General features: G+C 37.0%; 9 protein-coding genes and 1 riboswitch. Of the genes, 6 read left to right on the top strand and 3 right to left on the bottom strand.

Annotated features, from left to right (window positions below):
* Nucleotides 1–259: 259 nt before the first annotated feature.
* Complete coding sequence (locus NST91_RS19185; protein WP_341332411.1) at nt 260–7,144, top strand: 5'-nucleotidase C-terminal domain-containing protein; 6,885 nt, start codon at nt 260–262, stop codon at nt 7,142–7,144.
* Nucleotides 7,145–7,266: 122 nt separating this feature from the next.
* Here the strand turns inward: NST91_RS19185 and NST91_RS19180 are convergent, their stop codons facing one another.
* On the bottom strand, nt 7,267–8,835 hold the full coding sequence (locus NST91_RS19180; protein WP_341331490.1) for an IS1182 family transposase: 1,569 nt from the start codon (nt 8,833–8,835) through the stop codon (nt 7,267–7,269).
* Between the two features lie 246 nt (nt 8,836–9,081).
* Here NST91_RS19180 and NST91_RS19175 point away from each other — a divergent pair, with 246 nt between their 5' ends.
* Nucleotides 9,082–9,621 (top strand): GNAT family N-acetyltransferase, encoded by a 540-nt coding sequence (locus NST91_RS19175; protein ID WP_341332410.1) that lies wholly within the window; start codon nt 9,082–9,084, stop codon nt 9,619–9,621.
* A gap of 34 nt (nt 9,622–9,655) precedes the next feature.
* On the opposite strand, the gene NST91_RS19170 is transcribed toward NST91_RS19175, so the two are convergent.
* Nucleotides 9,656–10,066, bottom strand: coding sequence for a VOC family protein (locus NST91_RS19170; protein WP_341332409.1), 411 nt, complete (start codon nt 10,064–10,066; stop codon nt 9,656–9,658).
* Nucleotides 10,067–10,223: 157 nt separating this feature from the next.
* Between NST91_RS19170 and NST91_RS19165 the strand changes: the two genes are divergently transcribed.
* The 4 genes from NST91_RS19165 to NST91_RS19150 all read left to right on the top strand — a co-directional run bounded on the left by NST91_RS19165 (nt 10,224) and on the right by NST91_RS19150 (nt 14,976).
* Nucleotides 10,224–10,733 carry a GNAT family N-acetyltransferase gene (locus NST91_RS19165; RefSeq protein ID WP_341332408.1) on the top strand — a complete coding sequence of 170 codons (510 nt, stop codon included), beginning with the start codon at nt 10,224–10,226 and terminating at the stop codon, nt 10,731–10,733.
* Nucleotides 10,734–10,830: 97 nt separating this feature from the next.
* A riboswitch (cobalamin riboswitch) is annotated at nt 10,831–11,028 on the top strand.
* Nucleotides 11,029–11,171: 143 nt separating this feature from the next.
* A complete protein-coding gene (locus tag NST91_RS19160) occupies nt 11,172–13,460 on the top strand; it encodes a ribonucleoside-diphosphate reductase subunit alpha (protein ID WP_341332407.1) in 2,289 nt (762 codons plus the stop codon).
* Between the two features lie 14 nt (nt 13,461–13,474).
* Nucleotides 13,475–14,518: a ribonucleotide-diphosphate reductase subunit beta gene (locus NST91_RS19155; RefSeq protein WP_341332406.1), complete on the top strand. Its 1,044-nt coding sequence runs from the start codon at nt 13,475–13,477 to the stop codon at nt 14,516–14,518.
* A 2-nt stretch (nt 14,519–14,520) separates the two neighbouring features.
* Nucleotides 14,521–14,976 carry a flavodoxin domain-containing protein gene (locus NST91_RS19150; protein WP_341332405.1) on the top strand — a complete coding sequence of 152 codons (456 nt, stop codon included), beginning with the start codon at nt 14,521–14,523 and terminating at the stop codon, nt 14,974–14,976.
* Here the strand turns inward: NST91_RS19150 and NST91_RS19145 are convergent.
* Nucleotides 14,973–16,124 carry an MFS transporter gene (locus tag NST91_RS19145; protein WP_341332404.1) on the bottom strand — a complete coding sequence of 384 codons (1,152 nt, stop codon included), beginning with the start codon at nt 16,122–16,124 and terminating at the stop codon, nt 14,973–14,975. The genes NST91_RS19150 and NST91_RS19145 overlap by 4 nt on opposite strands.
* Nucleotides 16,125–16,181 lie beyond the last annotated feature (57 nt).

Below are 16,181 nucleotides of genomic sequence, written 5' to 3'. Positions count from 1 at the left end.
GCATTCAACTTATCAGAGGACTATATGTATTAAAAAAACGACTACTATTTTCATTTGTAGTCGTTTTTGTGTTGTATGAATATCTAGGGTAATTACATTAACATTAGACTACGACTATTTACCTATTGTTCGTGTATTATGCAAATATTTTGTAATACTTTTGTTTAATTTTCGTAAATTTTATTGACCAAATACCCCTTTCCCAGTATTCTGTAGGCGTACCATATTCTACTAATTTACTAAGTGAGGGGAGAAAACTGTGAAAAAAGGCATAGTGAGAAAATTACTGTCATTATTATTCGTTTTTAGTTTAATAGTGCCTACTACTCTATTAAACTTTGCTCCTGTTGTAAGTGCAGCAGAAGCAACTGTGGAACAAACATCCTATAAAACTGTAGCAGATGCAATTGCAAATAATACTGGCAAAGCTACAGTACAAGGATATATTGTTGGCACTGCTAAGAGTGGAACAAGCTACGACCAAGTTAGTCCATTCGATATTAATACAAATCTTGGTTTAGCTGATGATCCAAACGAAACGGATCCTGCTAAGATTTTACCTGTACAGTTACCAAAAGGTGATGTTCGAACAGGATTAAACTTAGTAGATCATCCAGAAAATTTTCAAAGAAAAGTGGCGATTACAGGGAGCCTAGAAGCATATTTTAGCGTTCCGGGTTTAAAAAGCGCAACTTCTTATGAACTTGAGGAGGATGCAAATCCTGGTGAACCACAACCAGAACCAGAACAACCAACCGTAATTACAATTGCTGAAGCACGCACCCAAAGTACTGGTCAAGCAGCAATCAAAGGTACAGTAACTGCATTATTAAAAAATACAATTCATATTCAAGATGAAACAGCTGCAATTGCAGTTCGTCCAACCTCGTTAGATGTTCAACTTGGTGATGAAATTACTGTGAGTGGTTCATTACAAGAGTACAGAGGACTGTTACAATTAGATTCTGCAAAATTAATTGAAAAAACAGAAGATAAAGGTGTACCATCCCCAGTTGAATTAGCAGGAGCTAAAATTAATGAAGAAAACGAATCTAAATTAGCCCTCGTAAAAAATGTAGAATTAATCGATGTGAATAAAGGTAGTGGCTGGGCAAATTTCACAGCTAAAGCCGAAGATGGTACAGAATTTTTAATTCGTGATGAAAATGGTACTTTAGAGTTATCTATTGGAACTACTTACGAATCGATCACAGGTATTGTTCAACAATTTGATCAAGATTATCAAATCATTCCTCGAGGACAAGCAGATATCGTAGTAGATTCATCAAAAGTTCAGCCAGTTAGAGCATCTCAACCATCGGGTACAATTTCTGCGGGGACTCAAGTAACATTATCTACTTCAACTTCAGGTGCAGAAATTTACTATACAACAGACGGTTCTGATCCAACGGTTGAAAATGGTAAAAAATATAGTGAACCAATTACGGTTAATGAAGATGTGATTATTAAAGCTATTGCTGTAAAAGAAGGTTTAACAACAAGTGAAGTAACAGAATTTACTTATACCGTCTATGATGCAGCAGACATTAAAATACACGATATTCAAGGTGAATCTCATACTTCACCGTTAGATGGTGTAGTGGTAAATGACGTCGAGGGTATCGTAACGTATATTTATAGTATTAAAGGCGGCAACTACTTTCATATGCAAACACCAGATGACCAAACCGATGACAATTCAAAGACATCTGAGGGTATTGTCGTATACACAGGCAATAAAGCAGATGTAAAAGTAGGTAATTTAGTTCGTGTGACAGGTACAGTTGATGAATACCATATCGACGGTTATAGTGATGCAAACAAAACCGATTTAGCCGTAACACAAATCAATGCTAGAGATGACCGCGGTGGTGTGATAGAAGTAATTGAAAACAATGTAGAACTTCCTGCTCCAGTAGAAATTACGAGCGAAAACCTACCAAATCAAGTTATTGATAATGATAGTTTCGGAGAGTTTGACCCAGAAGAAGATGCAATTGATTTCTGGGAAAGTATAGAAGGAATGCTTGTTGAAGTTGGAACAGTTAAAGCTGTTGCACCTCAAGAACACGGAGATTTAATTACTGTTTTAGAAAATCGAAAGACGGATACAATCCATGGTGGAGTATTACTAACAGAAGACAATGCGAATCCGGATCGCATCCAATTCAAAATGTATGATAACAATGCTGCTAGAGATTTCGAGGTAGCAACCGGGGACAAATTTACTGGGCCAATCACAGGTGTAGTAAACTACGGTTTCCAAAATTTTAAGATTTATGTCGATTTAGAAGACATGCAAGCAAAGCATGTTGAAGGTAATTCAGAACCTGAGACAACAACGATTGTTAAAGAAGACGATAAGCTTACCATTGCTTCTTATAATCTAGAAAACTTCTCAAATAATACGAAAGAAACATCGGATGATAAAGCTCGAAAATTAGCAAGAGCTTTTGTTCAAGACATGAAGAGTCCTGATATCATCGGGGTAACTGAGGTTCAAGATAACAATGGACAGAGTGCAGGGGATTCAACTGCTAACGAAAGTTATGAGCGTTTAATTCAAGCCATTGTTGCGGCTGGCGGTCCTGAATATCAATATTTAAATATTGACCCAGTTAATAATCAAGATGGTGGAGCACCAAATGCAAACATCCGTGTTGGATTCCTATACAATCCAGAACGTGTTTCTTTACCAGAAGGGATTCCAACCGGTGATGCAACAACAGCTGTTGGTTATGAAGATGGTAAATTAACTCATAACCCTGGACGAATTGATCCTACAAATACAGCATTTGAAAACAGTCGTAAACCATTAGCAGCGCAATTTACCTTCAATGGTGAAGATGTAGTGGTTATTGTAAACCACTGGAACTCCAAATCTGGCGACACTCCATTGTTCGGTTCAACACAACCGCCGGTATATGGCAGTGAAGTCCAGCGTAAACAAATTGCAAATATTGTTTATGACTTTATCGAGGAAATCAAAGTTGATAACCCGGATGCAAATATTGTATCAGTTGGTGATTTTAATGATTACCAATTCGCTGAGTCTCTAAAAATTCTTGAAGGCGACTTAATGACCAACATGATTAACCATGTTGAACAAAGTGATCGTTACACATATCTGTTCCAAGGTAATTCACAGGTTCTAGACCACATTGTGGTATCAAATAACTTAGTGCCTAGTACTGAAATTGATATTTTACACATTAATTCAGATTTTACAGATATGGCGGGGCGTGCGAGTGACCATGACCCGGTAATGGTTCAAGTTGATCTAAAAGAAAATTATGACTTAACGATCATGCACACAAATGATGTTCATGCTTCCTTAGACAACATGCCAAAAACGGTAACTGCAGTGAAGGAAATAAGAGCAGAAAATCCTGATTCGCTACTCCTTCATGCAGGGGATGCTTTTACAGGAACCTTGTATTTTAATGAGTTCCTAGGAAAAGCAGATTTAGCCATGATGAATTTAATGGACTTTGATGCAATGACCTTCGGTAACCACGAATTTGACTTAGGTTCTTCAAGTGAAGGACATCAAAAATTAGTTGAATTTATCAGGGGAGCTCAGTTCCCATTTGTAAGTGCTAATGTTGATTTCTCGAAGGATGCTAAATTTGATGGGATTTTCAATGATTCTATCGCAACTGATATTGATAACGGACAAATTTACAACGGAATCATCAAAGAAGTAAACGGTGAGAAAGTGGGTATCTTCGGATTAACAACTGAAGAAACTGTCGATATCTCAAGCCCAGGTTCCATCGCATTTGAAAACTATCTTGAAGAGGCTGAAAAGGCTGTAAAAGCTTTCGAAGAACAAGGTGTTAACAAGATTATTGCATTAACTCATATTGGTTATGACGACAATGCTGCTGTAGATAACGACTTAATCCTAGCTGAACAAGTAGAAGGCATTGACGTTATTGTTGGTGGACATAGCCATACAGCATTGGCTGAACCAGTCATTGTTGCAAAAGATGGAACACCTACCGTAATCGTTCAAACAGGTAATGCGAATAGTAACTTAGGTTTGCTAAACGTTGAATTCGATGAAAACGGTGTAATAGAGGCACATAATGGTAAATTAATTGAAATTAAAGAGCAAGATCCTGACGAAGAAGCTCAGGCCGTATTAGCACCATTCAAGACAAAAGTTGAAGAGGTAGCTAATACAGAAATCGGAGTATCAACTCCTATTGAATTAGAAAATCCGCGTACAAATGGTGATGATACAAAACTTAGTGTACGTAAAAATGAAACAATCTTAGGAAACTTAATTACAGATGGTATGCTTGAAAAAGCAAAATCATTCACTGGTAAAGATATAATAATGGCTTTACAAAATGGCGGTGGTATCCGTGCTGCTATCGATGCTGGTCCAATCACAACTGGTGAAGTAATCACAGTTCTACCATTTGGTAATACGTTAGCTACAATGGATGTTACAGGTGCTGAATTAAAAGAGGCATTTGAAATCTCAGTGAGCAAGTATCCTGGAGAAAATGGTGGATTCTTACATCTTGCTGGCGGAAAAGTTAAGTTTGACTCTACTAAGCCAGAACATGAACGTGTGGTATCTGTATCATACCTGAACGAAAATGGTGAGTATGTAGAAGTACAAGACGATAAATTGTATACTATTGCAACGAATGCCTTCACAGCTAAAGGTGGTGACGGTTATGACGTATTTGCAAAAGCTTATGAAGAAGGTCGCGTAACTGACCTAGGACTTTCTGATTGGGAGAACTTCCGTGACCATTTAGTAAGTCTTGGTAGCGAGGGAATTCCAACTGAGGTTGAAGGCAGAATCGTTGATGTAGAAGGTCAATTTAAATTAAATGTAATGCATACTAACGATACACATGCTTCTTTAGACAACATGCCTAAAACGGTAACTGCAGTGAAAGAGCAAAGAGTTAAGGATCCGAGTGCACTACTTCTTCATGCCGGAGATGCTTTTACAGGAACCTTGTATTTTAATGAGTTCCTAGGAAAAGCAGATTTAGCCATGATGAATTTAATGGGATTCGATGCAATGACCTTTGGTAACCACGAATTTGACTTAGGTTCTTCATCGGAAGGACATCAAAAATTAGTTGAATTTATTAAGGGAGCTCAGTTCCCATTTGTAAGTGCCAATGTTGATTTCTCGAAGGATGCAAACTTCGATGGAATTTTCAATGATTCTATCGCATCAGATATTAATAATGGACAAATTTACAATGGAATCATCAAAGAAGTAAACGGTGAGAAAGTGGGTATCTTCGGATTAACAACCGAAGAAACTGTCGATATCTCAAGCCCAGGTTCCATCGCATTTGAAAACTATCTACAAGAGGCTGAAAAGGCTGTTGAAGCTTTTGAAGCAGAAGGTGTTAACAAGATTATTGCATTAACACATATTGGTTATGATGATAATGCTGCCGTAGATAACGACTTAATCTTAGCTGAACAAGTAGAAGGCATTGACGTCATTGTAGGTGGGCATAGTCATACAGCTTTGGATGTCCCATCTGTTGTGGCAAAAGATGATACACCTACTTTAATCGTTCAAACAGGTAATGCGAATAGTAACTTAGGCGTGCTAGATGTAGTATTTAATGAAAATGGTGTAGTAATTGAACATGCGGGGGAATTAATTTCAATCGGTGATCAAGAGGCTGATCCTGAAGCAGCAAAAGTGTTAGCACCATTCAAAGAGCAAGTGGACAAAGTAGCACAAGAGGAAATCGGAGTATCAACTCCTATAGAATTAGCAAACCCACGTACAAATGGTGATAATAAAAAACCAAGTGTACGTAAAAACGAAACAATCTTAGGAAACTTAATTACAGATGGAATGCTAAAAAAAGCAAAAGAGTTTACTGGAAAAAATGTAGTGATGGCTTTACAAAACGGCGGTGGCATTCGTGCAGCAATAAATGAAGGACCAATCACAGTAGGTGAAGTGATCACAGTTCTTCCATTTGGTAACACGTTAGCTACGATGGAAGTAACAGGTGTTGAGCTTAAAGAAGCGTTCGAAATTTCTGTTAGTAAGTACCCGGATGAGAATGGTGGTTTCCTTCATGTCGCTGGAGGAAAGGTAGAATTCGATTCTACAAAACCAGCTGGCCAACGTGTAGTTGAGGTTTACATTAAAGATGCTAAAGGTAACTTTGTAGCAGTTGATGAAAATACAACATATATCGTAGCAACAAATGCCTTCACAGCTAAAGGTGGAGATGGTTATGATGTATTTGCAAAAGCATATGAAGAAGGCCGTGTAACAGATTTAGGACTTTCTGATTGGGAAAACTTCCGTGATCACTTAGTAAGCATTGGCAGCGAGGGAATCCCAACTGAGGTTGAAGGTAGAATCGTTGATATTACTACTACACCGGGTGAAGAAGAACCGGAAGAACCTCAAATTATTGTTGTTACTCCAGAAGTCGAAAGAGGAAATAAATATGTAGTATCAGAAGATGATTTGGGTGATCTAAACGATGGAGCTATTGTTAGAGTTGAAGTCCCTGCTAAGAAAAACACAATTTTTGTATCATTGAGCCCTGAGGCCATTGCGAAACTTAAAGCAGCAAATGCAACATTAGTCATCTCAAATGGCGTGGTTGACCTTCAAATTCCTTCTTCTATCTTACCTGATAGTGAAACGGAAATTAAAGTACAGAAGGACAACCGTAAGGATGCTATAGTTGCCTATGATTTTACAATCAAATCTGAGGGTAAGGGCTATCACAAGTTTAACGAAAAAGTCACAATGACTTTTTCGGTTGACCCTAAATCGGTGGATGATCCGAAAAAAGTGAAGGTCTTCTATTGGAATCCAGAAAGTAAGAAATGGGAATTGGTGGGTGGCGACTTTAAAGATGGTAAAATTACAGCCACTACCGATCACTTCAGTACATTTGGTGTACTAGAGGTTAAGGATTCTAAGGAAACTCCAGAAACTGATGAAAAAGATAATAATACGAATGACTCAACGACATCAGAATCTGGTGGTAAGAATGCCAATGGTGGCAAAAAGCTTCCGATTACAGCAACGAATTCCACCAACTTGTTAGTTATCGGTCTCGTGTTAATCCTTATAGCTGTTGGTATCCTCTATGTAAACAGAAGAAAAACAGCTTAATAGACTGTCAACAAGCTAGTAAAGAGGCTGGGACATAACTAGCTTCGAATAGTGATAAAGGAGAATTTGAGTGAACTCAAGTTCTCCTTTATCTATTTTTTGCTATTAATTTTCACACAATCTTATCTGTTGGCCGTGAATTTTCTTAAATTCACGGCCATTAATGCAAGGCCCATTTCATTCTCAACCTTCGATTTTCCACGTACAGAAAATCGAGTGAAATGCAAATTAGCCTTCAAGAATCCAAAAACTGGTTCTACATCAATCTTACGTTGACGATAGATGGCACCTGTTTTTTCTTCTGAAAGCTTCGCTCTCACATATTCTTTTTGATGTTCCCACTTCTCGTTCACCATTAACTTTCGATTATTACCTTCTTTAGCTTTTGTACAGGATGAACGGAATGGGCAGTCAGAACAGTCTTCGCATTCATATACTTTAAATCCCCGTTTAAAGCCTGTTCTATCCGTACGTTCAGATTGATATTTAAATGGAAGATGTCTGTGATTTGGACAAGTGTATGTATCCGTTTCTTCATCGTACTGCCAGTTGTCTGGGTTAAACTCATTTTGTTTATGTTTTTTCTTTTGTTCTTTCAGATACATATTATAGGTAATTAGAGCTTCTCGTTTACGCTTAGAAAGGATATCATCATAATTTTGTTCACTTCCGTAACCTGCATCTGCCACAATATGTTTCGGTAATTCGAAATAATATTTCTCGATTTGATCTAGAAATGGAATTAAAGTACGTGTATCTGTTGGATTTGAAAATAAACTATAGGCAAGCGCGTATTGACCTTCTGTTGCGATTTGTACATTATAACCAGCTTTCAATTGACCATTTTTCATATAATCCTCTTTCATTCGCATGAAAGTTGCATCATGGTCTGTTTTTGAATAACTATTACGTGTGCCAAAGATTTCAAAATCTCGTTGATATTTCTGAATCCGTATAATATAATCAGTCAGCTGCTTATGCACTTGCTTCGGATATTTTCGTTCACTTCTTAGTGCTTTTCTTTCTTCTACGCTCGATGATGTTTCAATTTTTTGGTCATATTCCGTAATGACTTCATTTACTTTTTCAACCATTTGGTCGAGTTCTTTAAGTGTTAATTGTTCATCATTGTCTCGTTCAATTTCAGGTAGGATTTCTTTTTCAAGTAATTCGTTGTACAGTTGATTTGATTTTTCAATTAAGTTCTTGTGGTATTTCTCAATCGCCTTTTTCCACACGAATGTAAATTTGTTCGCATTCGCCTCTATTTTTGTACCATCAATGAAAATGGCTTCTTGATTGATTAATTTCTCCTGTACTAGATGGCAACGGAATTGCACGAAACATTGTCGAATCAGTTCTATTGCTTCGGGGTGAACACGGAAACGATTAATGGTGCGATAACTCGGTTCATAACCTTGGGAAAGCCACATCATACGGATACTATCTTTTAAAAGCGCCTCGATTTTACGTCCAGAAAAGACAGACTGCGAATACGCACATAAGATAATTTTTAACATCATGCGTGGATGATAAGCAGGGCAACCTTCATTTCGAAGAAATGGTTCAAGTGCTTCAGCTGGAATACTTTCAACTAAGTTATGTACATGGAAGGCAATATCATTCTCTTGTAATTTTACTTCTAAATTTAAAGGCAAAATTAATTGATTCATGTTATAATCTTTAAACATAAGGACACTTCTTTCTGTTTGGATTTGGTGTGGTAACTTAATTTTAACAAAGAATGTCCTTATTTTTTATTTAAAAATAATCAAAGCCTGTGAAATTTTACTCATGGTAAAATTCCACAGGCTTTTTCATTTCAGAGGAGGGTTTTGTCCCAGCCTCTTTTATTTAAATGACCTAATAAATATTTCTAAAGGATTTTTACAAAAATTGTTGAATTACTTTCTTAGTAAAATAAGGGAGTTATTCGAATGATTACGTACAGCTTGTTAAGAGGAAAAAAGGTTCAGCTTGTCAGAATTAAAGAAGATGATGTACCGATTATTGTAAGTTGGTATGAGGACCAAGAGTTTCTTAGAAATCTAGATACTTTACCATCTTTCCCTAAACATCCTTCTGCTTTTAAAGAGTGGGTTGAGCAGAAAAACGAGAAGGAGTTTGTTTTTGGGATTAAAGAATTGGAGACAGAGAAATTAGTTGGATTTGTGGACATTGACAGCATTATTTGGCCACATCGAAATGCTTGGCTTGCAATCGCAATTGGTGGAGAAGGAAACCGTAATCGAGGGCTTGGATACGAAGCCATGCAACTCGTGTTGGATTTTGCTTTCAAAGAGTTAAATCTTCATAGAATCCAATTAACCGTTTTTCAGTATAATGAGAGGGCCATCGCCTTATATGAAAAGTTGGGATTTGTTAGAGAAGGCACATCAAGAGAATTTCTAGAGCGTGACGGGAAGCGATTTGATATGTACTTTTATGGGCTGCTAAAACATGAATGGAAGAAATAAAAAATAATTCCCCTAGAAGCTAGGGGAATTTAATCTACTTCATTTCATAGTTTAAGTCCCAAATAATCCCGAATTGGTCCTTTACTTTTGCATATTTTGCCCCCCAAAAAGTATCCTGTAATTCCATGAACACAGTGCCTTTTTGCTTTAGGTCATTGTAGGTTTTCGTAATTTCCTCTTCACTTTCAAATTCCAAAACTAAAGAGATATTGTTTCCAAAGGATACACTTTGGTCGGGAGAGTCATCTGATACCATTAGTAAGAGTTCGTTCTTTTTGAACTTACCATGAATAAGTCGGTCATTAGCCCAATCCTGAGTTTCATAGCCTGCTTGAGCATATGTTTGAACATCCAATATTTCGCCCTTAAATATTTCCTGATAATATTCCAAGGCTTCTTTCGCATTCCCATTAAACATTAAATAAGGTGTCGCTTGTCCTTTCATTCACAAAACACTCCTTTTTAATATCAGCAAGTTGCCCTACACTATGTTTTCTATTTACTAAAGAAATCATACACGATTGTATATTTTTTCCTCATGAATCATTATAATTAAATATAATACAAAATACAAGAACGAATGTTCTTTTCGGAGGTGCGTTTTGTTTATCAGAAGACTTTTGCCAGAGGATGCTGAAAGCTATTTTAGGTTGCGATTACAAGCTCTAACAACTGACCCTGATGCATTTTTAGTTACGTATGATGAAGCAAAAAATAAAGATAACCCAATAGGAGAGTACAAGAAAAGTTTTCAATCTGAAGAAATAATAACGTTTGGGGCATTCGAAGGAGAACATTTAGTGGGTATGGTAACCTTAGTCAGGGAAACACGGCGAAAAATAAGACATAGGGCTAATATTGTGGCGATGTATGTTGATGATGAAAAAAGAGGCAAGGGAATTGCAAATGCATTGCTAAATGAAGCTATTAAAATGGCAGTAAATCTCCCTGAAATCGAGCAGATATATTTAACAGTAGATGCGGAGAATAAACCAGCTAAAGAATTGTACAAAAAACTAGGTTTTCAAACATTTGCTGTAGATAAAAAGGGCATTAAATACAATGGACAATATCGGGATGAAGAGCTCATGGTATTATTTCTCGAGAAATAATTGTCAATTTTTGTCTTGCTAAAATAATAGGTGTCCCTTATTATTAAATGTGATAGTATATATTGATAGAATTTGAATGTTAACAACTACATATTGTGTTTAGCCTTGGGGAAAAGATGCCATTTGTGCTTAAAAGGGAATCTGGTGAAAATCCAGAACTGCCCCCGCAACTGTAAATGCTGACGAAATGAACAGACCACTGTATAAGATAACTTAAATAAAGGTACTTATATGGGAAGGGTTCAAAGTAGAGCGACGCATGAGTCAGGAGACCTGTCTTTTCTTAAGATGTTTCACCTTCTTCGGGGATTGGGAAGATGAAACGGTGGCGACAGGTAGAGCAACTCTTGTGCTCTCTTGATGTTATCGTTTCATCCGCTCAATTGAATTGGGCGGATTTTTTATTTTAACGAATAAATTGTTAAGGGAGAGAAATAGATGAATAATACAACACAAGGGGAATTGGATTCCATTTTACACTCGCTTGAATATGCAGAAAGTACCTACCAGCTTGACACTACCGAAATTCGAAACAAACTGCAGGAAATAAATTTTAATACAGTTGAAGCGAACCAGCATGCACTTTTTTATTCCTTAAACAAAATTGCCATGGATCAACCCAACTGGACATATTTAGCGGCTAATCTCTATTTAAATGAACTGTATGAAAAAGCTGCAACGAATCGAAATTACAACAGGGCTCTAAAATACGGAAGTTTGTATGAGTTGCTACAGGAACTTACATCAAAAGGAATATATTCTGATGAATTATTAAACTCCTATTCTAAGGAAGAGATACTTGAACTAGGAGATGTAATTGATCCAGATAAAGATCATTTGTTTACATACATCGGTTTATTTTTATTAGCGGATCGGTATCTTGCAAGGGATTATGAAAGAAATATTTACGAACTTCCACAGGAGCGATTCATGATAATTGCAATGACATTAATGGAGCATGAGGAAAGGGAGGTTCGACTTACTTACGTGAAAGAAGCCTATTGGGCATTAAGTAATTTATATATGACAGTCGCCACACCAACTCTATCAAATGCAGGTAAAAGCTTTGGCCAGTTGTCCTCTTGTTTCATTGATACTGTTGAGGACTCACTTGATGGAATTTATTTAAACAATTGGGATATTGCTAGATTATCAAAAGATGGTGGTGGAATTGGCGTATACTATGGCAAGGTTCGCGCGTTAGGGTCTGACATAAAGAAATTCAAAGGAAATTCATCCGGAATCGTTCCTTGGATTCGCCTTATCAATGATACAGCAGTAAGTGTTGATCAATTAGGACAACGACAAGGAGCAATCGCCATCTATTTAGATCTCTTCCACAAAGATATTATGAATGGTTTTCTAGATTTAAAGACAAATAATGGAGATGAACGTCGTAAAGCTCACGACATCTTTACGGGGGTTTCGGTACCTGATTTGTTTATGGAAAAGCTGCAAGAGGTAGATGAAAACGGCAGAAGTATTGGGGAATGGCAAACTTTTTGTCCACATGAAGTAAAGCAAATCATGGGCTGGAGAGATGAGCAAGGAAATCCATTAGGGCTCGAGGACTTTTACGATGAACATGATAATAAATACTTTACCGAAAAATACTTGGAAGCTGTGAACCATCCACTTTTACCACGGAAATCCTATCGTGCGATGGATGTCATGGCAAGGATCATGATTGCTCAACTAGAAACAGGTACACCATATATGTTTTATCGTGATGAAGTAAATCGCCAGAATCCAAACAAGCACCTTCTAGGAACAGGACGTACTTCGATTTTCTGTAGTAATTTATGTACAGAAATCGCACAAAACATGTCCGCAACTGCGATTACGAAGGAGTATATTGACGATGAAGGAAATATTGTGATCATTCGAAAACCAGGTAAATTTGTGGTTTGTAATCTCTCATCTGTCAATCTACCAAGAGCTATTGGGGACGAGGTACTTGAACGTTTAATTCGAATTCAGGTTAGGATGCTTGATAATGTTGTCGATTTGAATACGATATCCGTTAAACAAGCTGATCTCACAAATAAGAAGTTTCGGGCGGTGGGCTTAGGTACATTTGGGTGGCATCATCTTTTAGCAGTAAAGGGAATTTACTGGGAATCAGATGAGGCTGTTCAATATGCTGATGAACTATATGAAGAAATTGCTTATCATGCGATCAAATCATCGATGGAGCTTGCAAAGGAAAAAGGAGCCTATAGTGAATATAATGGTTCTGAATGGGAAACCGGCACCTATTTTACCCGCAGAAAGTATTTGTCCGACAGATGGAATATGTTACGAGAAAATGTATCTAAACATGGAATACGCAATGGCTGGCTAATGGCTGTGGCGCCAAATTCATCGACAGCTAAAATTGGAGGTTCCACAGATGGAATTGACCCCATTTATGCGGCTGAATATGCGGAGGAAAAAAAGAATTTTAAGTTTAAAGTTACCGCACCAGATATCAATCATAAGACATATGAGTTTTATCGGAAAGCACGTCATGAGGTCGATCAGATTTGGAGCATTAGACAAAATGCTGCACGCCAACGTCATATCGACCAGGGAATTAGCTTCAACCTGTATGTAAGACATGACATTAAAGCAAAGGACCTTTTGCAGCTTCATTTAGAAGCATGGAGACATGGACTTAAGACAACATATTATGTGAGAAGCACGTCACAAGCAGAAATTGAAGAATGTGAACTATGCCATAGTTAAGGGGGAATAAGCTGATGAGTAGTCAGCCATTAACAAAAATAAAATTGTTTAATCCAGAGTTTCCGAATAAATCAACAGGAATCATTAATGGGGAAACTTCGGGAATATTGAATTGGAACGATATCGCGTATCCACAAATGTATACACTCTATCAAACCTTGCTTTCGAATTTTTGGAAAGCACAAGAAATCAATATGCAGGATGACATCAAACAATGGGACCAACTAAGTTCTATTGAAAAGGATGTGTTTTTACGAATCAACACGCAACTTGCATCATTAGATAGTTTGCAAACACCAACAATGAATCAGGTCATGGATTATGTGACGGATTCTAGTTTTAAAGCCATATTTGCAGTAATTTCGCAACAGGAAGCGGTCCATAATGAATCATATTCTTATATTCTGAGCTCGCTTGTACCATTTCAAGAACAAAATAAGCGTTTTAATCAGGCGAAAGAGGACCCAATTGTTCGAAAAAGAAATCAACTTATTCTAGAGGCTTACGAAGGTTTTAGGGAACAGCCAACTCCGGAAAACTTATTTAAGTTAGCGGTTAATTCGATTAATCTAGAAGGCATCTATTTTTATGCAGGTTTTGCCTTTTTCTATAATCTGGCAAGACAACAAAAAATGCTTAAGACTAGTACGATGATTAGCTATATTCAAAGAGATGAAATGCAGCATGCCTATTTTATTGCGCAATTTGTTCGGATTCTCTTATCTGAGAACCCAGAATTGAATACTGAAGAAAATAAAGATTACGTTTATAAGTCAATTGGACAGGCAGTAGAGCTTGAAAAAGAGTGGGCACGCTATATCTTAAAAGACATTGATGGAATCGATTTACGTGAGTTTGAAGAGTATGTCGAGTATCTTGCGAACAAACGCTTCCGCCAACTAGGGTTTCAAAATATGTATGATGAAAAAGAAAACCCAATGCCATGGATTCAAGTATTTAGTGATGAGATGATGAATGACACCAAATCTGACTTCTTCGAGCAAAAATCACGAACCTATACAAAAGTATCCCAATCCAATGGATTTGATGAGCTATAAGAATGAAAGTCGCCATTGTTTATACATCAATCACAGGAAACACAGAGGAAGCAGCAGGAATCATCAACCATTATATGAGAAGGTATACAAGTGAGTGTTTGATCTATTCGGTAGAACAATTTCCTTTTTACGAATTAGAATCCTTTGGTGTCGTCATCATCGGTACCTATACATGGGGGGATGGAGATATTCCTTTAGAAATGATTCAGCTTTACCGTGCTTTTGAGAACAATCATACAAAGGGTATAGTAACGGGTGTATTTGGTACTGGGGATCAATGCTATCCAAATTTTTGTGGGGCGGTTGATAAATTTCGCGATATGCTTTACGTACACTCAAATTTAGCAGCTACATTAAAAATTGAACTAATGCCACAGCAAATGGATGAACATCGATTTGAGCGCTTTGCCCAAGTTGTAACAGATCGAGTAAATAGTCAAAAGGGTATCACTGTTTAGTGGTACCCTTTTTCATAGGAAAATTTTAAACGTAAACCCATGGCAATGTTAAAAATAAATACTCCAATGAGCATCACTAGTAATATAGGAAAATCTAAAGTTGATGCAATGATTGGACCAAGGCTAGCGCCGGTTAATAATGTAAATGAATATAACGAAATAGCGGAACCACGTGCGTGTTCCCCCAACTTTCCTACAAGGGAAATGATTGAAGGGAAGAGCAAAGATATTGACGCAACAAAAGGTACGCTTAGAATTGCGATTAATCCAGGTGTTTGGGACATGAAAAGAAAAATAAGACTTGTGGTAGCTAGGATTAGTCCAAATAATAATGTTCTACGGTCTCCAAATCGTTGTACAAATTTTCCGGTAAATAGGGATAAAGATGCACCAATCAGTCCAATTGCCCTGATTTTGAATAATGTCTGTTCGTCGGCCCCATGTTGTTCATTTAAATATTGACCGATTCCATCATAGAACGCAACAAAGGATAGCAAAATTGAAAAAGTGATGATATAGCATATGACTAATGCAGGGTTTCTTACAATTTTATAAAAGTCTTGTAAAAGGGATGCATCATCTTTTTTCGTAACTGGTAAACTGGGGTATATGAACAAACTACCAATAAAAAGAACAAGATAGATACCAGCAAAACAATAAAAAACATTCTCCCAACCATAAAAATATGTGATACTTGAGCTCATAAGCTGTCCGAGTATTCCGGCAATTAAAAAACCGCTATTAATAAGGGCTAGTACAAGGGTCTGATGTTGAACTGGAAATATTTCAAATGTGTAGGCAAACGCTACCGGTGCAAAGCTTCCAAGTGCAAACCCCTGTAAACCACGAAAAACATATAGACTTGCCTCGTTAAAAGAAAAACTAACTAACCCAGTCGTAACAATTGATAAGAATAAGCCATATACAATCACTTTTTTTCTGCCTACCCTTTCAGAAAGTGGACCAAAGGTTAGTAACCCAATAGCATAAAAAAACGAAAAAATGCTTCCTCCAAGTACTGCTTTTTCAATAGAAATATGAATTGAATCTGAAATACTTTGATAAATGGGAATAAATGTGTAGATATTAGCCGCAACAAATAACCCCGTAATAATAAGCAAAAATGCTACAAGAAATAAATGCTTCAAGATAAACCACCACCCTTTTGTAAGATATGCCTAAACTGGAATTATTGTTATGAAAAA

Source organism: Ferdinandcohnia sp. FSL W7-1320 (genome assembly GCF_038050315.1).
GTDB classification, from domain to species: domain Bacteria; phylum Bacillota; class Bacilli; order Bacillales; family Bacillaceae_L; genus Ferdinandcohnia; species Ferdinandcohnia aciditolerans.
Note: the sequence above shows the minus strand (reverse complement) of the source record. Positions and strands in the feature narration are given on the sequence as shown.